General features: G+C 60.2%; 20 protein-coding genes. 1 reads left to right on the top strand and 19 read right to left on the bottom strand.

Annotated elements, in window-relative coordinates:
• Positions 1-69: 69 nt before the first annotated feature.
• The 4 genes from efeO (J1D76_RS18300) to efeU are packed head-to-tail and all read right to left on the bottom strand — an operon-like array spanning position 70 to position 4,300.
• On the bottom strand, positions 70-894 hold the full coding sequence (gene efeO / locus J1D76_RS18300) for an iron uptake system protein EfeO (RefSeq protein WP_421139673.1): 825 nt from the start codon (positions 892-894) through the stop codon (positions 70-72).
• Between the two features lie 30 nt (positions 895-924).
• Positions 925-2,235: an iron uptake transporter deferrochelatase/peroxidase subunit gene (gene efeB / locus J1D76_RS18295; protein WP_421139672.1), complete on the bottom strand. Its 1,311-nt coding sequence runs from the start codon at positions 2,233-2,235 to the stop codon at positions 925-927.
• A gap of 17 nt (positions 2,236-2,252) precedes the next feature.
• Complete coding sequence (gene efeO / locus J1D76_RS18290; RefSeq protein ID WP_421139670.1) at positions 2,253-3,452, bottom strand: iron uptake system protein EfeO; 1,200 nt, start codon at positions 3,450-3,452, stop codon at positions 2,253-2,255.
• An 8-nt stretch (positions 3,453-3,460) separates the two neighbouring features.
• Positions 3,461-4,300 (bottom strand): iron uptake transporter permease EfeU, encoded by an 840-nt coding sequence (gene efeU / locus J1D76_RS18285; protein ID WP_421139669.1) that lies wholly within the window; start codon positions 4,298-4,300, stop codon positions 3,461-3,463.
• A 287-nt stretch (positions 4,301-4,587) separates the two neighbouring features.
• Between efeU and J1D76_RS18280 the strand changes: the two genes are divergently transcribed.
• The gene (locus J1D76_RS18280; RefSeq protein ID WP_421139668.1) at positions 4,588-5,604 is read left to right on the top strand and encodes an AraC family transcriptional regulator; all 1,017 of its coding nucleotides are present in this window, start codon (positions 4,588-4,590) and stop codon (positions 5,602-5,604) included.
• 22 nt (positions 5,605-5,626) lie between these two features.
• Here the strand turns inward: J1D76_RS18280 and J1D76_RS18275 are convergent, their stop codons facing one another.
• From J1D76_RS18275 to arnB, 15 genes are all read right to left on the bottom strand, one after another.
• The gene (locus J1D76_RS18275) at positions 5,627-6,097 is read right to left on the bottom strand and encodes an LEA type 2 family protein (protein WP_421139667.1); all 471 of its coding nucleotides are present in this window, start codon (positions 6,095-6,097) and stop codon (positions 5,627-5,629) included.
• Positions 6,098-6,154: 57 nt separating this feature from the next.
• A complete protein-coding gene (locus J1D76_RS18270; protein WP_421139666.1) occupies positions 6,155-7,627 on the bottom strand; it encodes a nucleobase:cation symporter-2 family protein in 1,473 nt (490 codons plus the stop codon).
• 95 nt (positions 7,628-7,722) lie between these two features.
• Positions 7,723-8,430, bottom strand: coding sequence for an HPP family protein (locus tag J1D76_RS18265; RefSeq protein WP_421139665.1), 708 nt, complete (start codon positions 8,428-8,430; stop codon positions 7,723-7,725).
• A gap of 159 nt (positions 8,431-8,589) precedes the next feature.
• Positions 8,590-9,768, bottom strand: coding sequence for an MFS transporter (locus J1D76_RS18260; RefSeq protein WP_421139664.1), 1,179 nt, complete (start codon positions 9,766-9,768; stop codon positions 8,590-8,592).
• A gap of 345 nt (positions 9,769-10,113) precedes the next feature.
• Entirely contained in the window at positions 10,114-10,836 is a 723-nt protein-coding gene (locus tag J1D76_RS18255) for a DUF4225 domain-containing protein (RefSeq protein ID WP_421139663.1), read from the bottom strand.
• Positions 10,833-11,318: an Hcp family type VI secretion system effector gene (locus J1D76_RS18250; RefSeq protein WP_421139661.1), complete on the bottom strand. Its 486-nt coding sequence runs from the start codon at positions 11,316-11,318 to the stop codon at positions 10,833-10,835. The genes J1D76_RS18255 and J1D76_RS18250 overlap by 4 nt, the downstream gene beginning before the upstream one ends.
• Positions 11,319-11,433: 115 nt before the next feature.
• The gene (locus J1D76_RS18245; protein ID WP_421139660.1) at positions 11,434-13,020 is read right to left on the bottom strand and encodes an ArnT family glycosyltransferase; all 1,587 of its coding nucleotides are present in this window, start codon (positions 13,018-13,020) and stop codon (positions 11,434-11,436) included.
• Positions 13,021-13,025: 5 nt separating this feature from the next.
• Positions 13,026-14,405, bottom strand: a complete 1,380-nt coding sequence (locus J1D76_RS18240; RefSeq protein WP_421139658.1) for a UDP-glucose dehydrogenase family protein — start codon at positions 14,403-14,405, stop codon at positions 13,026-13,028.
• A complete protein-coding gene (arnF, locus tag J1D76_RS18235) occupies positions 14,402-14,803 on the bottom strand; it encodes a 4-amino-4-deoxy-L-arabinose-phosphoundecaprenol flippase subunit ArnF (RefSeq protein ID WP_421139657.1) in 402 nt (133 codons plus the stop codon). Before arnF ends, J1D76_RS18240 begins: the two co-directional genes overlap by 4 nt.
• A complete protein-coding gene (gene arnE / locus J1D76_RS18230; RefSeq protein ID WP_421139656.1) occupies positions 14,800-15,144 on the bottom strand; it encodes a 4-amino-4-deoxy-L-arabinose-phosphoundecaprenol flippase subunit ArnE in 345 nt (114 codons plus the stop codon). Before arnE ends, arnF begins: the two co-directional genes overlap by 4 nt.
• Positions 15,141-16,790: a lipid IV(A) 4-amino-4-deoxy-L-arabinosyltransferase gene (arnT, locus tag J1D76_RS18225; RefSeq protein WP_421139655.1), complete on the bottom strand. Its 1,650-nt coding sequence runs from the start codon at positions 16,788-16,790 to the stop codon at positions 15,141-15,143. Before arnT ends, arnE begins: the two co-directional genes overlap by 4 nt.
• Positions 16,787-17,671: a 4-deoxy-4-formamido-L-arabinose-phosphoundecaprenol deformylase gene (gene arnD / locus J1D76_RS18220; RefSeq protein WP_421139654.1), complete on the bottom strand. Its 885-nt coding sequence runs from the start codon at positions 17,669-17,671 to the stop codon at positions 16,787-16,789. The genes arnT and arnD overlap by 4 nt, the downstream gene beginning before the upstream one ends.
• Complete coding sequence (gene arnA, locus J1D76_RS18215) at positions 17,671-19,662, bottom strand: bifunctional UDP-4-amino-4-deoxy-L-arabinose formyltransferase/UDP-glucuronic acid oxidase ArnA (RefSeq protein WP_421139652.1); 1,992 nt, start codon at positions 19,660-19,662, stop codon at positions 17,671-17,673. The genes arnD and arnA overlap by 1 nt, the downstream gene beginning before the upstream one ends.
• Complete coding sequence (gene arnC, locus J1D76_RS18210) at positions 19,659-20,678, bottom strand: undecaprenyl-phosphate 4-deoxy-4-formamido-L-arabinose transferase (protein ID WP_421139651.1); 1,020 nt, start codon at positions 20,676-20,678, stop codon at positions 19,659-19,661. Before arnC ends, arnA begins: the two co-directional genes overlap by 4 nt.
• The gene (arnB, locus tag J1D76_RS18205; protein WP_421139650.1) at positions 20,675-21,823 is read right to left on the bottom strand and encodes a UDP-4-amino-4-deoxy-L-arabinose aminotransferase; all 1,149 of its coding nucleotides are present in this window, start codon (positions 21,821-21,823) and stop codon (positions 20,675-20,677) included. Before arnB ends, arnC begins: the two co-directional genes overlap by 4 nt.
• Positions 21,824-22,037 lie beyond the last annotated feature (214 nt).

Genomic DNA, 22,037 nt, shown 5'->3' with positions numbered 1-22,037 from the left:
ACAGGATATTTACGAATAACCTGTGGGGGCTGGCTTGCCAGCGAAGAGTGCCGCTCAGACGCTGAACAATCAGTTCAGACCGAGCTTGCCACGCAGCGTCGACAAGTCTTCCGCCAGTGTATTGACCGGGCCGATCAGCGCTTTTCGGTCAGCGTCCTTCACTTTGTCGTAAGTTTCAAAACCACCGTCCTTGGTCTTGTACTTGGCCAGGATCTTTTCCACGCTGGCAAAGTTCTTGTCGACTTTCGCTACGAACGCCGCGTCCTGTTTCTGGATCTGCGGACGGAACAGGTCGACGATTTTCTTCGCGCCGTCGACGTTGCCCTGGAAGTCGTAGAGGTCGGTGTGGCTGTAGCGGTCTTCTTCACCGGAGATCTTGGTCTTCGCCACTTCTTCGAGCAGTGCAGCAGCGCCGCCCACGACTTTCTCCGGCGGGAAGGTCAGGCCGGCAACGCGGGTTTGCAGGTCCTTCACGTCTTTGTTCAGGCCATCGGCCAGCTCACCCAGGTCCTTGGTGCTCTTTTCCGAGAACAGCGAATACTCGATGCGGTGGAAACCGGTGAAATCCTCGGCTTTCACGCCTTTCTCATGATCGTCGACGCGGGAGTCGATGGACGCGTCCAGGTCACTGAACAGCTCGGCAATCGGCTCGATCGACTCGTAGTAGACGCGGGTCGGCGCGTAGAGTTTTTGCGCGGTGGCCAGGTCGCCTTTTTTCACGGCGTCGGTGAATTGCTGGGTGTGGCTGGCCAGTTCATCCAGTTGCTCGGTGACGTAGATCTTGTAGTCCGAGACCGGCCCCACCAGGTCCAGCGGCGCGGTTGCCGCGAAAGCCGAAAACGGAGTGTTGAGCAAGCCAAGGGTCAGCAGTAACGCGAGGGGCGACTTCTTCATGGGACGGTTCCGCGAGGGTTGTTGTGGTTGTTAAACAGTCGTTTTGGGTTTTGCAGAAACGGCTGTGGCCTGGAGCAATGTGCGACCGATGAAGTCCTGGTCGCCGGTCACCCCGGGCAAGGTGAAGAAATAGCCACCGCCGACGGGCTTGAGGTACTCCTCCAGCGGTTCGCCATTGAGCCGGGTTTGCACGGTGATGAAGCCTTTCTCCAGATCGGCCTGGTAGCAGATGAACAACAGGCCCATGTCGAGCTGGCCATTTTTGTTCACGCCGTTGGAGTAGTTGAACGGGCGACGCAGGATCAAGTTGGCCCGGCTCGCAGCGGTGCGCGGGTTGGCCAGGCGAATGTGCGCGTCGAGCCGGGTCAGCTTGCCTTGCGGGTCTTTGCTGTAGTCCGGCACTTGGCTCTCATGGCTGCCGCCCATGGGCGCACCGGTGCTTTTGACCCGCCCGAGAATGCTTTCCTGTTCCTGCAACGGCGTGCGGTCCCAGCGTTCGACGTAGTTGCGAATGACCCGCACCGCCTGGTAACTGCCGTGGGCGGCCCATGCCGGCTCATCACTGCCGGGCTGGACCCAGACGATGCTGTCCATGGCCTTGGAGTCGTTGGAGTCGGGGTTGGCCGAGCCGTCGCGAAAACCGAGGAAATTGCGCGCACTCTGTGCCGGCACACCGGGTTTGGCCGGGGCCTGTGGCGGCACGCTGCCTTCCTGTTTCCAGCGCACCAGCAGCAAGTCCGGCAGGTTTTTCACGATGTCGCGCAGGGCGTGGATGTTGGTGTCGGTGGTGTTGGCGCAGAACTGGATGCTCAAGTCACCGTGGCAGCAATCGGCTTCCAGCGCATCGTTGGGGAAGCCGACCATGCGCGTCAGGCGCTTGGGCTTGGTGTCGGCCAGGCCGAAGCGTTCGTCGAACAGCGACTCGCCCACGGACACGGTGATGGTCAGGTTATCCGGGGTCACGATCGGGCCGAGAATGCCCGAATCCACCGGAGGCAGCTTCGGATCGAGTTGGGTGACCGGGCCGCCTTGCATCAGGAACGCGATGCGCTGGTTCAGGGTGCGAAACAGGCGCTCGAGGTCTTCACGGTCGCTGGCCAATACATCGAACGCCACCAGCATGCCGGACGCCGGGCGCGGCGTGACTATGCCGGCCTGATGCTGACCATGGAACGGATGACGGTCGCCAGTCTTGTCGCTGCTCGGCGCTTCGGTGACTTGCGCGGGGCTGGCGGCCATGGCCGGGCAGCTCAGCGCCGAACCCGCCAGGGCCACACCGGCGGCGCCCATGCCCATCAGCACGCGGCGGCGCTGGAGGTTGAATTGTTCTGAATCGTTCATCGGTTTGCGTCTTCTGCTTACAGGCCGGAAAGGCCAAGGGCGGGATCGATTCCATCGAGTGCGGCGGCCAGTGCCCTGGCCTTGTCGGCGATCTGCTTGCGCTGCTCGGCGCTGACACTGTCGTAGCTGGCATAACCGTCGCCAACCTTGAAGCCATTGAGTTCGGCCTCGAAAGCGTTGAGCGCGCTGTCGAGGGTTGGCAGCAGTTGGCCGGCGGATTTGCTGAGCAACGGGCGCAGCAGGTCGATGACTTTGCGGGTGGCCTCCAGGTTGGCCGCGAAGCCGTTCAGGTCGGTACGGCTGTAGCGTTCCTCTTCGCCGCTGCTGGCGCGCACATCGGCAATGCTATTGAGGTTGCGCACCATGATGCTGACCAGTTGTTCTGGAGGCAGCGACTGGGCCAGCAGCTGTTGTTTGAGCGTGGTGACGTCTGTCAGCAGGCGTCGGGCAATGGGCGCCAGGCCTTGCAGATTGCGCTGTTGGAACAACGCGTATTCCAGACGGTGGAAACCGGCGAAGTCCGGATCCTGCTCGCGTTGTTCGAAATAATCGGCGCGGGCGTTGATGCTGTTATCCAGTTCCGCCAGGCGTTGCGCGGCCGGTGCCACACGCTGATACGCGGCACGTGCCGGCGCATACAAGGCTTGCGCCTGGCTCAGGTCGCCAGATTCGATGGCCTGTTGCAGTGCGGTGACGGCCTTGATCAGCGAGTTGCCCTGGCTGCTCAAGTACACGCGAAATTCCGACAGCGGTCCTACAAATGCGATCATCGACGGCTTGGCTTTGGCCGCGGCGTCGGAGGCGGCTGTTGGCGTCACATGCAGTGTGCCGCGCGGGTTGCTGAGCAAGCCGCAGGTGATGGTGTAGTCGCCGGGTTGCAGGTTGGCGTTGATCACCTGGCTCAAACCGGGAGCGATGTTTTCCCGTTCTTCGATCACCAGCACGCCGTCGAGGATTTCCCATTCGACTGCGCGGTCGGAGCGGTTGACGATACGGAAGCTGGCGCGACCGGCCGGAACGGTGAGCGCATTGGGTTCGCAGCTGTGCGGGTGGATCGTCACCAGCACTTCATCGTGGTTGGCCTGGCGTTTGGCCGCAGCCATTTTCGAGGCGTAGTAGAACAGGCCGCCGGCGGCGATCATCACGATCACCGAGCCGGCCACCGCCCAGCGCAAGGCGCGGGGAGGGGAAGCCTGGGTGGGGGCTTGATTTGGCATGGTTGCCCTTACTGGCTGGAAGCGGAAGAAGGTTGCTTGGCAGGCGCGCCGGCCGGCGAGAAAAACATCGCCAGCGCCACCAGCAGATAGATCAGGTAGGCACCCAGGGTGCTGACGGTCGGGGCATCCTGGTAGCCGAACATGCCGGCCAGCACCGAACCCAGCGGGCCGTCCATCGGCAGCGTCGCGCTGAAATCGAACAGCACGGTTTGCAGGTGATTCCACAGCCCGGCTTCATGCAACGCCTGCGCGGAGTTGGAAAGAATGCCGGCCGCCACCACGAGGATGAACAGGCCGGTCCAGCGGAAAAACGCCGAGAGGTTCAGGCGCAGGCTGCCGCTGTAGATCAAAAAGCCGATGACAATCGCCAGGACCAGGCCGAGCAGGGCGCCAATCGGTGCCGCCGCACCTTCGCTCTGCTGGAAGACGGCAAGCAGGAAAAACACGGTTTCCAGGCCTTCACGAGCCACGGCGAAAAACACCATGGCGATCAGGGCGATCACCTGGTGCCCGGAACCGGTCAGCGCCTGGTCGAGGGATTGATGCAATGAATGCTTGATTGAACGCGCCACCTTGCGCATCCAGAACACCATGGAACTGAGAATGCCCACGGCGACCAGGCCGACAACGCCTTCAAACAGCTCTTGTTGTTTCTGCGGAAACTCGGCGCTGACCAGTTCCAGGCCACCGCCCACCAACAAGGCGAGGGTCACGGCCAGGAACACGCCGATCCACATCGCCGGCAGCCATTGGCCGCGGCCGGTCTGTTTGAGGTAACTGGCGATGATGCCAACGATCAACGCGGCCTCGACACCTTCGCGCAGCATGATCAGGAAAGGAACAAGCATTCAGCGACAACTCGAATTTAGAGAGGATGCTAATTTGTAACATAATGACACTCATTCCCATATGGTATTGATTGACAATTGCCTGAACCTAAGCTGAACAATCCTGAAGATCGCCTACAACCCTGTAGGAGCTGGCTTGCCAGCGAAAGCGGTGTGTCAGGCAAATTTGATGTTGGATCTGGCGGCGCCTTCGCTGGCAAGCCATCTCCCACAAGGGATCCGCGCCAGCCGCGCGGTTTCGGCTAATATGCCCACCACTCGAACAACCACAGGGTTTGCCGCGATCCATGTCGGAGAAAGACACCATCTCTATTCAGCTAGTGCGCGAAGCACTGCTGCAAAGCTGCGCGCCGGGCATCGCCACGGATGAGGTGTTGAGCAAGGTAGGCATCGAGCCGCAGTTGTTAGGCAGCACCGACGCCCGCGTCCCGGCCAGCGCTTACGCGCGTTTGTGGCGATTGCTCGCGCGGCGCGGCGACGACGAGTTTTTTGGCATGGACCCGCGCAAGCTCAAGTCCGGCAGCTTTGCGTTTCTGTGTCGCAGCACCATGCTACAGCCCAACGTCGCGGCAGGAATGGTCAGCGGCCTGGCGTTTTTGTCGTTGGTCCTCGAACACTTGCCGGCGCAACTGGTGCGTCAGCAAAGCCTGGCGGAAATCGTCCTGCTCGAGGACGACAAGGATCCGCGTCGAGCCTTTACCTATTTCACCTACTGGATGATCGTCCACGGCGTTGCCTGTTGGCTGGCAGGGCGACGGATTCCGATCCTGGCTATCGAATTGCGTTGCGCCACACCGGACTTCTGCGATGACTATCAAGTGATGTTTTCCGAGAACCTGCGTTTCGACCGCCCCCGCACGCGGATGATTTTCTCCGCCGATTGCCTGGACTTGCCGATCAAGCGCAGCCCCGAGGAACTCAAGCGCTTCCTGGCGCATGCGCCGGCCAATATCCTGGTCAAATACCGCGACCCGCAAAGCCTGGCCAGCCGCATCAAACACGATTTGCGCCAGCTCCCGGCCGAACAGTGGCCGGAAACCGAAGCCCTGGCGCAACGCCTGTGCATGTCGGCGTCGACCTTGCGCCGGCGCCTGTCCGAAGAAGGGCAAACCTATCAAGGCCTCAAGGACGGCGTGCGCAAGGAACTGGCGATTGTCTGGCTGGCGGAGCCTTCGATCAGCTTCAGCGAGATCGCCACACGGCTCGGGTTCGCCGACGCCAGTTCGTTCTACAAGGCGTTTCGCAAGTGGTCGGGATCAAATCCGGGGCATTACCGCAGCCTGATACTTAATGAAGCGCAGTGAATTCAGCGACGCTGCAACCTGCTTAACGGCTGCCAGTCACCGGCCCTGGAAGATTGAGCGTGCCACTATCGACGAAACGCATGGTGTTGAACACCCCGCCCGAGAGTTTGCCGCGCAAGACGTAGGGCATGTTGTTCAGGGTTTTCATCTGGCTGATGCCGTAGGTCTGGCGGATCACTGAAAGCGCCGAAACGCTGACCGGCACCGTCACGACGGTGTCGGAGAAGCGCCCTATCGTGCCGCGCTCGTCGCTGACGCCGGAGGCGAATGGCTGGCCATTGATGTCCAGGTCCAACGCGACGCCGCTGTAGGTGAGTTCGCTGTCATTGGGATTTTGCACGCGGATTCTCACGGCAAAGCGTACTTCCATGCCTTCACCTTGCAGCGGCTCGACGCCCACCACGTTGATTTTCAATGGGTCGCGATTGGGTAGCGAAGAGCAGGCGCTCAGGCACAACAGGAGGGAAATCAGGACCGCGTGGACATAGCGCATGGGCGTGCTCTCGACTGAAAAAGGGCTGAACCGCCAGCGGCTCAGCCCTGAGCCTGTCTAGCGGGTTGACTGTGCGACCACCGTCGCCTTCGTGGGTTCATCCCTGGCAGTCATGTCGGGGTTCTGCATGACTTGAAGCACCGAGGCTTCCGGATCGAATTCGTCCTCTTCCAGCTCGATGAACTCCTCGGGCAGGAAGATATTAAGAACGATAGCGCACAGTGCGCCGACGGTGATGGGCGATTCGAAAATGTTGTGCAAGGCCTTGGGCAGTTCACGCAAGACTTCCGGCACGGCGGCAACCCCCAGGCCCATGCCGATGGAAATCGCCACGATCAGCATGTTGCGTCGATGCAGGCCAGCCTCGGCGAGAATCTTGATGCCGGCCACCGCGACGGTGCCGAACATCACCAGTTCCGCGCCACCAAGCACTGGCTTGGGCATCAGTTGCAGCACTGCGCCGATCATCGGGAACAGGCCCAGCACCACCAGCAAACCGGCAATGAAAAACGCCACGTAGCGGCTGGCCACGCCAGTGAGCTGGATCACCCCGTTGTTCTGGGCGAAGGTCACCATCGGCATGCTGTTGAACACCGCCGCCATGGCCGAGTTGAGACCATCGGCGAGCAGGCCCGACTTGATCCGACGGAGGTACAGCGGGCCTTTCACCGGTTGGCGCGAGATCATCGAGTTGGCCGTGAGGTCACCGGCGGCCTCCAGTGGCGAAACGAGAAAGATCACTGCCACCGGAATGAACGCCACCCAATCGAAGGCGAATCCGTACTTGAACGGCACCGGTACGCTCACCAGCGGAACGTCGGGCAGGCTAGTGAAATCTACCTGGCCCATGAACCAGGCGACGGCGTAGCCGAGGGTCAGGCCGATGACAATCGCGCCAAGGCGCAGAAACGGCACGTCCACCCGGTTCAACACCACGATGGTGCCCAGCACCAAGGCTGCCAGTGCCAAGTGACTCGCCGCACCGAGGTCCGGGGCGCCGAAACCGCCGGCGATGTCGGTCATGGCGACCTTGATCAGCGACAGGCCCAAGAGCGTGATGATCGTCCCGGTCACGACCGGGGTAATCAGCATGCGCAGTTTGCCGATGAACTGGCTCAACACCACTTCGATGAACGCGGCAAAAAAGCACACGCCGAAGATGGTCGAGAGAATCTCATCGGTGCCGCCACCCCGGGCCTTGACCATGAAGCCGGCACTGAGAATCACGCTGATAAAAGAGAAACTGGTGCCCTGTAGGCACAACAAGCCGGAACCCACCGGGCCGAAGCGTCGTGCCTGGACAAAGGTGCCCAGGCCGGAGACGAACAGCGCCATGCTGATCAGGTAGGGGATTTCGCTTTGCAGCCCCAGGGCGCTGCCCATGATCAGCGTCGGGGTGATGATGCCGACGAAACTCGCCAGCACGTGTTGCAGGGCCGCGAAGACGGTGGCGGTCAGATGCGGGCGATCATCGAGGCCGTAGATCAGGTCGCTGTGGCGCGGAGCAGGGGCTTTTTCGGAGGCGGTCATGGTGGTTTGCGTGCCGCAAGGCGGGCCATGTCAGAAAATGGAGGCGCAGGATGCCAGAACCGCCCGGCCGCGGCAAAACAACGTCCACCGCTTGCTTACAAGCGGGGGGCGAGCACCTCGCCAACGCTGCGACGCTTGGCGTGCAACTGGCTGGCCTGGATCAACTGTTCGAGGTCTTCAGGGGTGACGTCGTAGAACGCCTCCATGTCGGCCAGCGCCAGTTTCAGGTCGTCGGCGGTGATGGCCTGGCGGTCGACCGGCGGGTGATCGGCCGGAATCATGGCCACCGGTTCGCTGGCGCCCTTGGGGTAGCGCACGCGGGTCACGTTGTTGTACGCCAGGGCGCACAGCAGCATGGTCGCGGCGGCGAGCATCACCGGTTCAATGGCCTGCCAACCCATGGCAATGGTTGCCGGATCGGCCAATACCAGGGTCAGGGCCAATGCCCCGGCCGGTGGGTGCAGGCAGCGCAGCCAGCACATCAACATCAACGCGATGCCCGCCGCCAGGCACGCACTGCCCAAGGTTCGGCCCAATACATGGGCCGCCAGCAACGCAATCAGGCCGGCACTCAAATAACCGCCCAGGATCGACCAGGGTTGGGCGAGCGCACCCGAAGACACGGCAAACAACAACACCGCCGACGCCCCGAGCGGGCCGATCAAGTGCTGCGCCACGTTGATGCCGAACACCAGGCTGCACAACCACACGCTGAGCAGTGTCCCCAGGGCCATGCCGATGGCGGCACGACTCCATTCAGTGGGACGGGTATTGATGGCAGCGGGCAACCAGCGAGCAAGCATTACGGAAAAACTCCGGCAGAAAAAATGAGGCAAAAAAAGGGCTTGGCTGGGAAACCCAGAAAGCCCTTGAAGGTGTTCCAACTGTTGGGGGAGGAACGCGGCACAGTGTGCAGCTCAATCAAGCTGCTGACAAATTCATATTAATGAGCTTTTAGTGCATTAATTTTGCTGCTGCGTTGTGCGTCGGCCGCTTATGAAGCACAACCAGCCGCCGACCGCAGCGAGTGCACTCAAGGCATAGAACATGGTCGGTGCCGGCGTGTGCATCAACAGGAAACCACTGATCACCGGGCTCAACGCACCCCCCAGCGCAGCCAGGTTTTGCGCGCCGTAATAACTGCCGCGCAGTTCCTCCGGGGCCAGGGTGTCGACGAAGAGGAACTCGGCGGGGTAAATGATCATTTCCCCGAGGGTGAAAACGAACATCGCGACGCACCAGCTCACCAGGCTATGGGCCAGGCTAAAACCGATCAAACCAAGAATGAAAAGGCCCGTGCCGGCCACAATCCACTGCCGCAAATGCTCGCGCTTGAGGAACCGCCCGACCTGGTACTGAAGGAGGATCACGCTGATAGCATTGCAGGCGAGCAGGGCGGCCATGACGTCCATGGTGTTTTTCGCATCGCTGGTTACCAGCAGGTATTGCGACAGGTAAAACGTGAAACGCCCGTGCACCACGGTGCTGAGCAGGCATCCGGCGGTGAACATAATCAGCGTGCGGTCGTTCTTCAGTGTAATCAGGGTCTTTAGGAAACTCTGCACCTGGCCAGTACGGGGAATATGGGCCGAGTCGCCGGGAATGCCAATCAGCAGGAACATGCTGAAAAAGGCAACGGCCGCCGCCACCAAAAAGGGAGCGCTTGTATAGGCCCCCGCGATCAACACACCGAGCATTGGCCCGACGGCATAGCCGATGTTGGTCAGGGTGTACGTCAGGGAAAACGCCTTTGCACGCTGGCCCACCGGAAGGTTGTCGCTGAGGATCGCTTTCGAGCCGATCAGGAACAGCGCCGACGCGGTTTCGCTGACGATCAGGGTCAGCGTGGTCAGGTACAGGTTTTGTGCAAACGTCAGCAAGACCAGGCCGATGGCACTGGATAGCATGGCGAGGATCAGCAGCCGACGCTTTTCGAAGCGGTCGATGATGTAGCCGCCATACAGGGATAGTAGGGTCGCGACGAACACCGCGATGCCCAGCAACAAACCAACGTCCTGTTGGTTGAGGCCGAGCTTGTCGCTGACGAACAGGGTGAGCAACGGGCTGGTGATGGCGCGGCTGACGACGATGGTCAGCGAGCAGATCAGCAGGCGGCGGATGAGGGGGGAGTAAGCGGCCACGGTAGAAGGAATGTCCTTATTCGATGGGTGACGTGGCCGCTACTGTAGCAGGTGATGCTGCTTGCGTTCTCCATGGGTCAGAGCGAATGCCCCTGCTTTTTCTTATCCTTTCCCATGAAGTGCTTCTTCGAGTTTCTTAGGGAATGCGATCAGGAAATAAACGGACATACCAATGAAGCAGATAATTGCCATTGCCTGGAAGATTGTCGGCTCAATATCTATGAAATAACTGATTGCTAATGAGATCCACATTGTGTGGAAGCCAGCACAAGCAATCAGGAATAACCGTATTCTGATGAAATAAATAAGTTTGTTCATTGTGTCATCCTGGTTGAAGTTAAAAACTCACCTGTTCATCATTTTCCATTGCTCATTCAGGTTGTCTATCGTCATTGCGTCCGAGCTTCTCTCCAACAGAAATGCAGGGGCGGATGAGTTTTTATACGCGCGGACATAGTCAGTTCTGAGGTGCCTGAACAAACGCCAAGAGTCAGGTTTTAAAACCATTCGTCCAGCGCCATATATAGATAGGCTCAGGTCGACAGCACCATACGCGATGTTTCCTGCGTGTTCGGAGCGATTAAGTGATTTGGCTAAACCTTGGTACCCTTTCCTCAGTGGCCCTTCTATATCATTCCGTTCTTCCAGTATGTTCCGACCGTTTTCATACAGATTGTTAGCCCCATGGAACATCATCGGTATACCGGCGGCAACGCAAAATATGCCGGCAGACACGTAGCAAATACCTCCCCCTGTTGCAATTTGTAGCGCCCCTGCGACGACTCCAATGCCCTTTTGAGCGACCGTCCAGGACTGGCTTAGCAAACTACTCTGCTCTTCCTTTATCTCTTTGAGGCCTTGCTCCGCACTTTTCTTGCCTCTGGCCACGTCATTGACGATATCTCTCGCGTAGTACGCAACTTCTCTGTTGAACTGCAAGCGCAATGTGCCGTCGCTAATGTGTCGGGCGGCGAGTGTGGAGGCTTGATTGGTCAAATTCCCCGCCGCCTTGCAAACAGCCCAATAGTCGCAGTTGCTTTGCACGTCGGTATCTTTTAATACGCTCATTCGTCATTTCCCCATGAGGCATATCCACTGGTGCTGGCCAAGTGGTGTCTCCAGGTGATTTCACGATAACGAATGGCCACGTGTTCTTGAGGTTCAACATCGTTTTGAATGACGACGTGTGGCATGTCCAGGGTCAAGTCGGCAATGATTCCGCCCTCAATTTCAACCGTGAAGAATTTTTCCTCAAAACCAGAGGTTGAGGTTCGATAGAAACTGATGGTGCAGCTGATTTCCTCTCGGTTTGAGAGGGCTTGGGCGAGCAAGGGGGAGGATTTGTCGACGTTTTTAGTAATGACGAGCGGGTTGTGGGTCGGGCGGCTGATGTTTCCAATGGTGGTCATGTTGTGGCTGTAGGACAGCACCATGATTTCATTGGCATGGGCGATTTGGCATTTGTTGCCAATGGATGCTTGAGTTGAACAGCCCGCCGATATCCGTCCCTGCATTTTGCCGGTGATGGTCATGTAGCCGTAATTGGCCATAGAAGTGCCACTCCTTGTGTTCGGAGTGGCACTCTACGAAAAGTGTTTCAGTGGGGATGTAGGGCGTTTCGGAGTATTCAGTAGGACGGAAATGATTTTGTGCCAGCGTGCTGCATCAAGGCAGGTAATGCAGCAACACAAAATCATTCTTGTCAAAGCGCCCGCTCAACACCGGTGGTAATGAACCAATAGCCGTGCCTTGCAAGGTCTTGTAGGCGTTCAGGTCCATCATTAGCCATGCCGGGCCCTTGAGGGTTTCAAGTTCCTGTGGCGAATCGGTGAACACAGGTTGCAGGCCCTGATTGATGTTGACCATGAACTTGATGGCCTTGGCATCCTTGCCCATCGCGTGCATCACCAGCGGGGCAGGGTCTTTTTGCACGAGTTCGAAGGCTTGGTGGCTGAAGGTCCGGGTGTCGTAGAGCTGTCGCTGGATGGGTTCGAACTTCAGGATATACACCGACCACAGTGCCAGGACCGCGCACAAGGCGAGAATCTGCGCGCGCCAACGGGACTGCTTGAGTGCGATCAGGGCGACCACTTGCAGCACGCCAAGGATGATGAACAGCGAAGTGAGGTGCGCCACGTCTTCGGGGAATCTGCGTTGAATCACCAGCAAGGTCGCGATCAGCAGCCCCGGCATCAGCAGCCACACGCCTTGCAGCAACACACGCAGCCAACGCAACAGTCTACCTTGCACGGCGTAGAACGGATAACCGGCAATGATCGCCGCCATGGGCAGCATCGGCAGCAGGTATCGGGCCTTTTTTGCTTGCGGGACGGAGAGTCCGACCATCACGATCAACCCGGCGGCGAGGCAGTACAGCGTCAGGCGCAATGCCGGGCCTTGCTGCTCTCGGCCAGATGCTGCGACCGCCACCAGCGCCAGCACTGCCAGTGGCCAGGCCAGTGCGTAGTTGCCCAGCGAACTGGTGAAGTAATACAAGACTTCGTTGGAGCCTTCGCTGCCGTCCATGCGTCCCATGAACTGCATGCGAATCACGTCTTGCAAGAAAGCCGGGCCGCCACTGACGTCCGCCAGCCACAACAACAGGCCGACGCACACCGCCAGCAGCACAGACGCCAGCACGCCGAAGACCAGCAACCGCCGCCATTGACGATTGACCAGGAAATAGCTGCACAGCATCCCCGTCGGAATGACCAGGCCGATCGGCCCACGGATCCAGAAGCCGAGCATCAGCAAGGCGAAGATCAGGCCCCAGCGGCGCGGCGCGGCAAAATGATCGGCGGTGTAGCCGAGGTAAAACACGCTGAACGCCACCGCCGCTAGCATCAGGTCGAGCGAGACGGCGCGGGTTTCAGTGATGAACGTGTTCGTCAGCAGCATCAAGGCGATGCTGAGCAATGCCCAGCGCGTGGAGTAGGGCGCCAGCAGGCGGTACATCAAGGTGACGATGACCGAAGCGGCGATGGCGCTCGGCAGCCACGCGGTCAGGCTGGAGACCTGACCGAACGGCAGCGACAGCAGCCAGATGAAGACCGTTGAAAGTCCCGAATAGTCTGCGTAGGGCTGGCCATAGGTCGTCGGAAAAAACGACGGCCCGTAGCGCAGCATCTCCTGGGCGAACAGCACGAAGCGCGAATCGAAACCGATGGCCGCTTGCTGGTACATCCCGGCGCAGAACAACAACAGCGCCAACAGGCCCAGCGCGAGGGACTGCTGGCGGATCTGAGGGATCATGGGATTCAGGCGACCACGGCTTCGGTTGACCATTGCTGGTAAGGAATCGGTAACTTGCGCGACTCGCCGCGGCCGATCGGGAAGTAGGTGAACCCGTTGCGTGCCAGGCGATCGGCGTCGTACAGGTTGCGGCCGTCGAAGATCACCGGCGCGTTGAGGCGTTGCTCGATCAGATCGAAGTCCGGCGCCTTGAACTGTTGCCATTCGGTGCAGATGATCAGCGCGTCGGCACCGGACAACACCGATTCCGGCGTACCCATGAGCATCAGTTTCGACTCATTGGGATACAGCTTCTGGGTTTCCTGCATGGCTTCCGGGTCGAACGCACGGACATTGGCGCCGGCGGCCCACAACGATTCGAGCAGCACGCGGCTCGGTGCATCGCGCATGTCGTCGGTGTTCGGTTTGAAGGCCAGGCCCCAGACCGCAAAGGTCTTGCCGCGCAAGTCGCCCTTGTAGAACGCATTGATGCGCTCGAACAGCTTGTGTTTCTGCCGCTCGTTGATCGCTTCCACCGCTTGCAGCAGGTCACTGGAGCAATGGGCTTCTTCGGCGCTGTGGATCAGGGCGCGCATGTCCTTGGGGAAACATGAGCCGCCGTAGCCGCAGCCGGGGTAGATGAAGTGGTAGCCGATGCGCGAATCCGCGCCGATGCCCAGGCGTACCGATTCGATGTCGGCACCCAGGTGTTCGGCCAGTTCGGCGATCTGGTTGATGAAGCTGATCTTGGTTGCCAGCATGCAGTTGGCGGCGTACTTGGTCAGCTCGGCGCTGCGCAGGTCCATGAACATGATGCGTTCATGGTTGCGGTTGAACGGCGAGTACAGGTCCCGCATCACGTCGCGCACTTCTTCGCGTTCGCAACCGACGACGATCCGATCCGGACGACGGCAATCGGCCACGGCCGAGCCTTCTTTCAAGAATTCCGGGTTGGAGACGATGTCGAACTGCAACGTGCGCCCGGCCTCGGCCAGGCATTTGTCCATGTGCGCGCGCAGGGCGTCTCCGGTGCCGACGGGCACGGTGGACTTCTCCACCAGGATCGCCGGTTTTTCGCGATGGCGAGCCACGGCTTCGCCCACCGACATGACGTAGCGCAGGTCTGCCGAGCCGTCTTCGCGGGACGGCGTGCCCACGGCGATGAACAGCACCTCACCGTGCTGGACGGCAAGTTTTTCATCACTGGAAAACTGCAAGCGCTTGGCATCGAGTCCTTCGCGCACCAGGCTGGCCAGCCCCGGCTCGAAGATGCTCACGTGACCCTGTTTAAGCAGTTCGACCTTTTTCTCGTCAACGTCCATGCAGACCACGTCATGGCCCACTTCCGCCAATACCGCTGCCTGCACCAGACCAACATAACCGCTACCAAACACACTGATTTTCATGAAGCACTCCTTAATTCGGGCGCACGAGCAGGTCGAGAATTGATGGTAATCACGCCGAGGATGACCAGTGCCACGCCAAGGCTTTTTGTAAGGCTGAACGCTTCGTTGAACAGCGGCAGGCTGGCGGCCAGCAGGTACACGAGCGCGTAGCTGATGCTCAGCAACGAGTAGGCCCGGCCCAGGGGCAGGTCGCGCAGGGCGGCGAGCCAGCAGAGCATCGACAGGGCGTAGGCGAAGATGGCCAGGAGCACCACGGCAACTGCCGTCAGGTCGATGTGCGCGCTGAGCAACTGATCTGGCTGAGGCAGGTGACTCATGCTCCAGCGCATGCCCAGTTGGGCGGCGCTGACCAGCAACACACTGCCCAGCGCGAAGCTAATACCGCGAGTCGGTTTCATGCGTGTTGCCCCAGCAGTGCTACGCCGCCGATCACCAGCGCCACGCCCAGCCAGTGACGGCGGTCGATGGTTTCATGGAACACGAAACGCGCCACCAGGGTGATCAGCACAAAATTCAGGCTGAGCATCGGATAGGCAATCCCGACTTCCAGGCGTTGCAGCACTAGCAGCCACACCAGCAGGCCCAGCCCCAAAGAGGCCAGGGCCAGCCACAGCCAGGGCGAGCGCAGTGTGTCGGCCCACCCGGACGGTTGGCCGCGCCAGCTCTCTACCGCATATTTCTGGGCGACCTGGCCCAGGCAGGTCAGCAGACAGGCCACCAGTAGCAATAGCAGGCTCATGGTGTCGCCTGAGGGATAATCAAAATCACCAGGTTGCCTTGTTCGTAACGCTTGCCTTCTTTTGGCAATTGATCAAGTTCGCGCAGCTCTTCATCACCCTTGACCCGCATCACCACACCCACCGAACCTTGCTGGCGGGCGTCGTGCATCCACTGTTGCACCTGGTCGGGGTCGACGCGCTGCTTAAGCGAATCAGGATAGGCAAGGCCATATTTCAGTTCGCCTATCGTGTTGAAAAAAGCCACTTCCGGGCGTTTCACCCGCCACGCCAACGCTGATGCAGCCCCGAGGTCGTTGCTCAACAACTTGGCGCTCTGGCCAAGTTCCTGGGCGTGATCGAGGATGAACTGGTCTGGTGTCTTGTTGGCAACAACGGAATTGGGCAGGCCAGCCGGCAGCAATGCGACGAGCAACAGGCTGCCAAACGCCGGGGCAGCCCAGCACTGCAACGGACGGAAAGCCTGCAGCAGGTTGGCCATGATCCAGCCGATCAGGCCAATGAACACCAGCACCAGGTTGTGCAGTTCATGATCGTAGATCGGCTTTTTCAGTTGCAGGTACACCAGCGCCAGCAAGGTCACCATACCCAGCACCAGGTTCAACAGGCCATTGAAACCCAGGACACGACCGCGCTCGAGCTTCAATTTGTCAGCCAGCGCATGACCGAGCAGCAAGGCGAGCGGCAGCAGGCACGGCAGAATGTAGGCCGGCAACTTGCCCTTGCTCAGGCTGAAGAAGAACAACGGCATCCACAGCCACAGCAGCAGGAACGCGATATTGGACTGACGGCGGGTCTGCCAGGCCTGCTTCAGCGCAGTCGGCAACAAGGCCACCCACGGCATGCTGAACCCCACCAGCAACGGCAGGTAGAACCACCATGGCGCATCGTGCTGGGCATCGTCCCCGGCAAAGCGGCGGATGTGTTCGTGCCAAAAGAAGAAGCGCCAGTAATCGGGTTCCTGGGCGTGTACGGCCAATGCCCATGGCAGGCTGACGACGATGGCGACCACAATCGCCACGGGGCCGTAGACCAGCAGGTCACGCCAGCGTTTTTGCCAGATGACCCACGGCAGGGCGACCAATACCGGCAACAGCCACGCCAGGAAACCCTTGGTCATGAAGCCCATGCCGCACGCCAGGCCCAGTACCGCCCAGGCAATCAGGCGCTGACCCCGGCTGACGCTGTCCAGCGCAAACCACAAGGCGACCAGACTTAGATTGACCCAGAAAGTGAATTGCGGATCGAGGTTGGCATAACCGGCCGAAGCGGCAATCACCGAGAAGCTCATGTAGAGCAAGGCGCAAGCGAAGCTCTTGCGCGGGTCGTTCCACATGCGGCGCGCGACGAGGTAGCACAGTAGCACGCTCAAAATCGTGCTCAGCGCCGAGGCAAAGCGCACCCCGAACAGGTTCTGCCCGAACAGCGCCTGGCCGATGGCAATCATCCAGTAGCCGGCCGCCGGTTTTTCGAAATAGCGCACGTCCATGAAATGCGGCGACACCCAGTTACCGCTCAGGAGCATGCCCTGGCTGATCTGTGCGTAGCGGGTTTCGTCAGGAATCCACAAGCCATGACTGCCCAACGGCAGCAGGTAGGCCAGCGCCATCAGCGCCAGCAACAACGGCAACGCCCAGCGTTTGCTCATGCGCCTTGCACTCCCAGCCAGCCTTCGCGGCCTTCGAGCGCACCGCGTACCACGCGGCCGACCGGCAAGCGGTCAGGGGCCTCGGGCAAGAGCTCGCCCAAGGGTTGAAACTGTATGTCCCGCTGTCGCGCATCGCTCAGCAGTTGACGGAAATCGTTGGCCATCAGAATCCCTTCTACCTCGGCATGGATCGTGTAGACATTGAGTTTTTCCGGGGTAAACCGGTCCAGGATGAACGTGTTGAAATCCTTGGCAGCGACGGTAGGCCCGACCACTTCGTCGAAGGTCGGCAGGTCCACCGGGATTTGCGGCGCTCCCAATTGCCCGTTGGCCAATCGGGGCTGGAACAGACTCTGGCCACGGCAGTCGCTGTTGTAGCGAAAACCGAAACCTTGCTTGGCCTCGATCACGCGTTCGTCGGCCCGCCAGCCGGCAACCGCCGAACAGTCGACTTTCTCCCCGAGTATGTCGCTGAGCGTGTCGACACCCTTGCGGATCTGCTCGATCAGTTGCGCCTCGCTCCAGGTTCCGGCGTTGGCTTGCCAGCCATGGTGATCCCAGGTGTGCAGGCCAACCTCATGCCCGGCATCCCGGGCCTGACGCATCAGGTGCCCCAGGTCGCGACCGATCAGTTTGCCCGGCCATGCGGTACCGGCCAGCAGGATGTCCCAGCCATACAGGCCGGCTGCGTTGGAGCGGAGCATTTTCCAGAGAAACTGTGGACGGATGAGGCGCCACAAGTGGCGCCCCATGTTGTCCGGCCCGACACTGAAGAAGAACGTCGCCTTGACCTGTGCTTCATCAAGGATTTCCAGTAACCGGGGCACCCCTTCACGGGTGCCTCGGTAGGTGTCGACATCAATCCGCAGTCCTGCTTGCATCAGCGCTTGTCCGCGATTTCGAGCATGGCTTCACGCAGGAAGAAGTCGAGGGTGTTGCCGATGGTTTCGCGCATTTCAACGGTCGGCGTCCAGTCCAGCAGGCGCTTGGCGTTGGCAATGCTTGGCTTGCGGTGTTCCACGTCCTGGTAACCGGCACCGTAGAACGCCTTGCTCTCGATGTCGCGGAAACCGGCGAACGGAGGGAAGTTGGCGCGCAGCGGGTGAGCTTCGAACTGACGCAGCAGTTCCTCGCCCAGCTGACGGATGCTGGCTTCGTTCTCTGGGTTGCCGATGTTGATGATCTGGCCGTTGCAGACATCGTTGTCGTTGTCGATGATGCGTGCCAGGGCTTCTACGCCGTCGGCGATGTCAGTGAAGCAACGCTTCTGCTCGCCACCGTCGAACAGGCGGATCGGCGTACCTTCCACCAGGTTCAGGATCAGCTGGGTGATGGCGCGGGAGCTGCCGATACGCGCCGAGTCCAGGCGGTCCAAACGCGGGCCCATCCAGTTGAATGGACGGAACAGGGTGAAGTTCAGGCCTTTGGCGCCGTAAGCCCAGATCACGCGGTCCAGCAGTTGCTTGGAAACCGAGTAGATCCAGCGTTGCTTGTTGATCGGGCCAACGATCAGGTTCGAGCTGTCTTCGTCGAAGTTCTTGTCCTGGCACATGCCATAGACTTCCGAGGTCGACGGGAAGATCACGCGCTTGTTGTACTTGACGCAGTAACGAACCAGTTTCAGGTTCTCTTCGAAGTCCAGTTCGAATACGCGCAGCGGGTTGCGGGTGTATTCGATTGGGGTGGCGATGGCCACCAGCGGCAGGACCACGTCGCACTTCTTGATGTGGTATTCGATCCACTCGGAGTGGATGCTGATGTCGCCTTCGACGAAGTGGAAGTTCGGGTGACTGCGCAGGCGCTCGATGGCGTCCGAACCGATGTCCAGGCCGTACACTTCGTAGCGGTCGTCACGCAGCAGGCGCTCGGACAAGTGGTTGCCGATGAAACCGTTGACACCGAGGATCAGCACGCGGGTACGGCGCGGGGCGCGACCGGATTCGGCACCGCGCAGTACGGAACCGTCTACCAGGCCCAGTTCGTTGGCCAGTTGCGGGCCGCTCAGGTATAGGCCGTTTTCGTTACGCTGGCCGGCGTTGATGATCAGCGAATCCTGACCGCAGGCGATGCGCAGCGGATCAACACTGATGACACGGCCAGGTGCCTGACCTTCATTGCCCTTGGCGACTTCGGCGCTCCAGACGATCAGCTTGTGCTCGCCCACGTCGCAGAAAGCGCCCGGGTATGGCTGGGTCACGGCGCGGACCAGGTTGAACAGTTCTTCGGCTGGCTTGGCCCAGACCAGTTTGCCATCGGCCGGTGTGCGACGGCCGAACACGGTGGCCTTGGCTTCGTCTTGCGGGGTTTCGCTGGTCTTGCCTTGCAGCAGCGCCGGCAGGGTGTCGCGCAGCAGTTCAGCGGCAGCGGTGCGCAATTTGCCGTGCAGGCTCAGGGCGGTGTCGCTGCGCTCAATCGCCACTTTCTGCTGGGCAACGATGGCGCCCGCGTCAGCACGCTTGACCATGCGGTGCAGGGTCACGCCGGTTTCGGTTTCGCCATTGACCAGCACCCAGTTGGCCGGTGCGCGACCACGGTAGCGTGGCAGCAGGGAGCCGTGCAGGTTGAACGCGCCTTTGCGCGCCGTGGCCAGCAGGGGTTCGCTCAGCAGGTTGCGGTAGTAGAACGAGAAGATGTACTCAGGGTCGAGCTTGGCGATGCGCTCGATCCACAATGGGTGGTTGGCGTCTTCCGGGGCATGCACGGCAATGCCGTGGCGGGCGCACAGTTGCGCGACGGAACCGTAGAACGCGTTCTCCTTCGGATCGTCGGCGTGGGTGAACACCGCCGCAATCTCAAAACCGGAGGCGAGCAGGGATTCGATGCCGGCGCAGCCAATATCGTGGTAGGCGAAGACAACAGCTTTTGCACTCATGAAGGAACCTGATCTGAAGAAGTGGAAGTAAGGCCGTCGACAGCAACAGCGCAAGCGGGGGAGGCGGGCTGGCTACGCAGCACCTTTTCAATGAAGAAGCGCGGACGTGCACGCACGTCGCTGTACATGCGGCCCAGGTATTCACCCAACAGGCCCATGCCGATGAATTGACCACCGGTAAAAACGAACAGCACGGCGAACAGCACGAAGGTGCCGTCCCCGGCCCAACCGGCGCCGAACACCAGGCGCAGCAGGATCAACGCCACGGCGAACAGCACGCCCAACGCCGCCATGCCGAAACCGACGATGCTCAGCAATCGCAGCGGTGTGGTGGTCATGCAGGTGACCAGGTCGAACATCAGGTTGACCAGGCGCATCGGGCTGTATTTGGAGTCGCCGTGTTCACGCTCGGCGTGCATCACGAGGATTTCCGTGGTGTGGCGGGCAAAACTGTTGGCCAGGATCGGAATGAACGTGCTGCGTTCGCGGCAAGCGAGCATGGCGTCGACGATGGTCCGTCGGTAGGCGCGCAGCATGCAGCCGTAGTCACTCATGGCCACGCCGGTGGAACGTTGCACGGCGAGGTTGATCAGTTTCGACGGCCAGCGGCGCAGGGCCGAGTCCTGGCGGTTATTGCGCACGGTCGCGACAACGTCATAGCCGAGTTCGGCTTGCTCGACCAGGCGCGGGATTTCTTCGGGCGGGTTTTGCAGGTCGGCATCGAGGGTAATGACGACATCGCCCTTGCATTGCTCGAAACCGGCCATGATCGCCGCGTGCTGGCCATAGTTGCGGTTGAGGATGACCGCCACCACCGGGCTGCCTTCACGGGAGGCGGCCTCTTCGAGAAGCTGTGCCGAATCGTCACGACTGCCGTCGTCGACCAGCACGATTTCGTAGGGGTGGTGCAATTGCTGGCAAGCCGCTTCGGTACGCCGCAGCAGCTCGGGCAGGCTTTCCTGTTCGTTGTAGACCGGGATGACGATCGACACGAAGTTGATTGGGTAAGGTCTCAAAGGCTTCTGTCCATACAGTTTTCGATGGCCCCGACGACGCGTTCGACATCATCGGTGGTCATGTCGGGGAACAACGGGATCGAACACAGCCGCGCCGAATTCCATTCGGTGTTGGGCAGGTACACGTTGGGGTAACGTTGTCGGTAGTAAGTGTGCAGGTGAGTGGCAATGAAGTGAATACCGGTGCCGACATTCTGTTCCTGCAGTGCTTTCATGAACGCTTCGCGATCCAGCCCGCACTGCTCGGCATCGATACGCAGGATGAACAGGTGCCAGGCGTGTTGTTGCGAATGGGCGGGAATGGCCAGCGGTTGCACCGGCAAGCCTTCCAGGCGTTGCAGGTAGGCCTGGGCCAGTTGCGTGCGCTTGGCGTTGATCTCGTCCAGGCGTTCCAGTTGCACCAGCGCGATGGCGGCGTTGATGTCGGCCAGGTTGTACTTGAAGCCGGGCTCGATCACTTGGGCTTGAGGTTTGCGGCCATGGGTCAGGCGGTCGTAGGCATCCACCCCCAGGCCGTGAAACTTGAGCATGCGCACCCGCGAGGCCAAGGCTTCATCGTCGCTGACGAACATCGCGCCTTCGGCGCAGGTCATGTTCTTGATCGCGTGGAACGAGAAGATCGCGGTGCCTTTGGAACCGACATGGCGACCCTTGTACAGCGTGCCGGCAGCGTGGGCGGCGTCTTCGATCACGGCAATGCCATGCTTGTCGGCCAACGCGTAGAGCGGATCAAGGTCGAATGCGGCACCGGCGTAGTGCACCGGGATGATGGCTTTGGTACGTGGCGTGATGGCCGCTTCGATCAGGGCGACGTCGGTCATCAGCGTGTCGCGGTCGACGTCGACGAATACCGGCGTGGCACCCAGCAGGGTGATCATGTTGGCGGTGGACACCCAGGTCTGCGACGGCGTGATGACTTCATCGCCAGGGCCGATGCCCAATGCCAGCAGGGTGATGTGCATGCCGCCGGTGGCCGAGGACAGTGCCACGGCATGTCGGCAGCCGACGTAGTTGGCGAAGTGTTCTTCCAGTGCCTGGTTCTTTGGCCCGGTAGTGATCCAGCCAGAGCGCAATACTTGCTCGACGGCAGCGATTTCTTCGTCGCCGATACTGGGACGAGAGAAAGGGAGAAACGCCTGACTCATGGGTACCTCGGGGGCTGATAACGTAAATAGCCTTTGAGGCTAAAAAAGGATCCAGAAATCAGCATAGACGCTAAATCAGAATCTGCATCAAATCAACTAGTTACCGGGTGGCGGCGAAAAAGCCTGGCGGTTGACTTTTGGCGTCATGGCCGGCAGGTTGGGGCTTCCATTCGGGTTACACCGACTTTATACAAGGTTATGCCCGTTTTTGTGA

The sequence above is a fragment of the Pseudomonas sp. NFX15 genome, from assembly GCF_049132105.1.
Lineage (GTDB): Bacteria > Pseudomonadota > Gammaproteobacteria > Pseudomonadales > Pseudomonadaceae > Aquipseudomonas.
The sequence above is the reverse complement of the archived record's forward strand: the minus strand, read 5'-3'. Positions and strand labels throughout refer to the sequence as shown.

What these genes read in the sequence shown, in the direction of transcription:
- arnA (WP_421139652.1), bottom strand. Translation starts at nt 19,662, where the DNA reads ATGAGTGCAAAAGCTGTTGTCTTCGCCTACCACGATATTGGCTGCGCC.
- arnF (WP_421139657.1), bottom strand. Translation starts at nt 14,803, where the DNA reads ATGAAACCGACTCGCGGTATTAGCTTCGCGCTGGGCAGTGTGTTGCTG.
- J1D76_RS18250 (WP_421139661.1), bottom strand. Translation starts at nt 11,318, where the DNA reads ATGGCCAATTACGGCTACATGACCATCACCGGCAAAATGCAGGGACGG.
- J1D76_RS18240 (WP_421139658.1), bottom strand. Translation starts at nt 14,405, where the DNA reads ATGAAAATCAGTGTGTTTGGTAGCGGTTATGTTGGTCTGGTGCAGGCA.
- J1D76_RS18280 (WP_421139668.1), top strand. Translation starts at nt 4,588, where the DNA reads ATGTCGGAGAAAGACACCATCTCTATTCAGCTAGTGCGCGAAGCACTG.
- J1D76_RS18255 (WP_421139663.1), bottom strand. Translation starts at nt 10,836, where the DNA reads ATGAGCGTATTAAAAGATACCGACGTGCAAAGCAACTGCGACTATTGG.
- arnD (WP_421139654.1), bottom strand. Translation starts at nt 17,671, where the DNA reads ATGCAAGCAGGACTGCGGATTGATGTCGACACCTACCGAGGCACCCGT.
- efeB (WP_421139672.1), bottom strand. Translation starts at nt 2,235, where the DNA reads ATGAACGATTCAGAACAATTCAACCTCCAGCGCCGCCGCGTGCTGATG.
- arnB (WP_421139650.1), bottom strand. Translation starts at nt 21,823, where the DNA reads ATGAGTCAGGCGTTTCTCCCTTTCTCTCGTCCCAGTATCGGCGACGAA.
- arnT (WP_421139655.1), bottom strand. Translation starts at nt 16,790, where the DNA reads ATGAGCAAACGCTGGGCGTTGCCGTTGTTGCTGGCGCTGATGGCGCTG.
- efeU (WP_421139669.1), bottom strand. Translation starts at nt 4,300, where the DNA reads ATGCTTGTTCCTTTCCTGATCATGCTGCGCGAAGGTGTCGAGGCCGCG.
- arnE (WP_421139656.1), bottom strand. Translation starts at nt 15,144, where the DNA reads ATGAGCCTGCTATTGCTACTGGTGGCCTGTCTGCTGACCTGCCTGGGC.
- J1D76_RS18275 (WP_421139667.1), bottom strand. Translation starts at nt 6,097, where the DNA reads ATGCGCTATGTCCACGCGGTCCTGATTTCCCTCCTGTTGTGCCTGAGC.
- J1D76_RS18265 (WP_421139665.1), bottom strand. Translation starts at nt 8,430, where the DNA reads ATGCTTGCTCGCTGGTTGCCCGCTGCCATCAATACCCGTCCCACTGAA.
- efeO (WP_421139670.1), bottom strand. Translation starts at nt 3,452, where the DNA reads ATGCCAAATCAAGCCCCCACCCAGGCTTCCCCTCCCCGCGCCTTGCGC.
- J1D76_RS18270 (WP_421139666.1), bottom strand. Translation starts at nt 7,627, where the DNA reads ATGACCGCCTCCGAAAAAGCCCCTGCTCCGCGCCACAGCGACCTGATC.
- efeO (WP_421139673.1), bottom strand. Translation starts at nt 894, where the DNA reads ATGAAGAAGTCGCCCCTCGCGTTACTGCTGACCCTTGGCTTGCTCAAC.
- J1D76_RS18245 (WP_421139660.1), bottom strand. Translation starts at nt 13,020, where the DNA reads ATGATCCCTCAGATCCGCCAGCAGTCCCTCGCGCTGGGCCTGTTGGCG.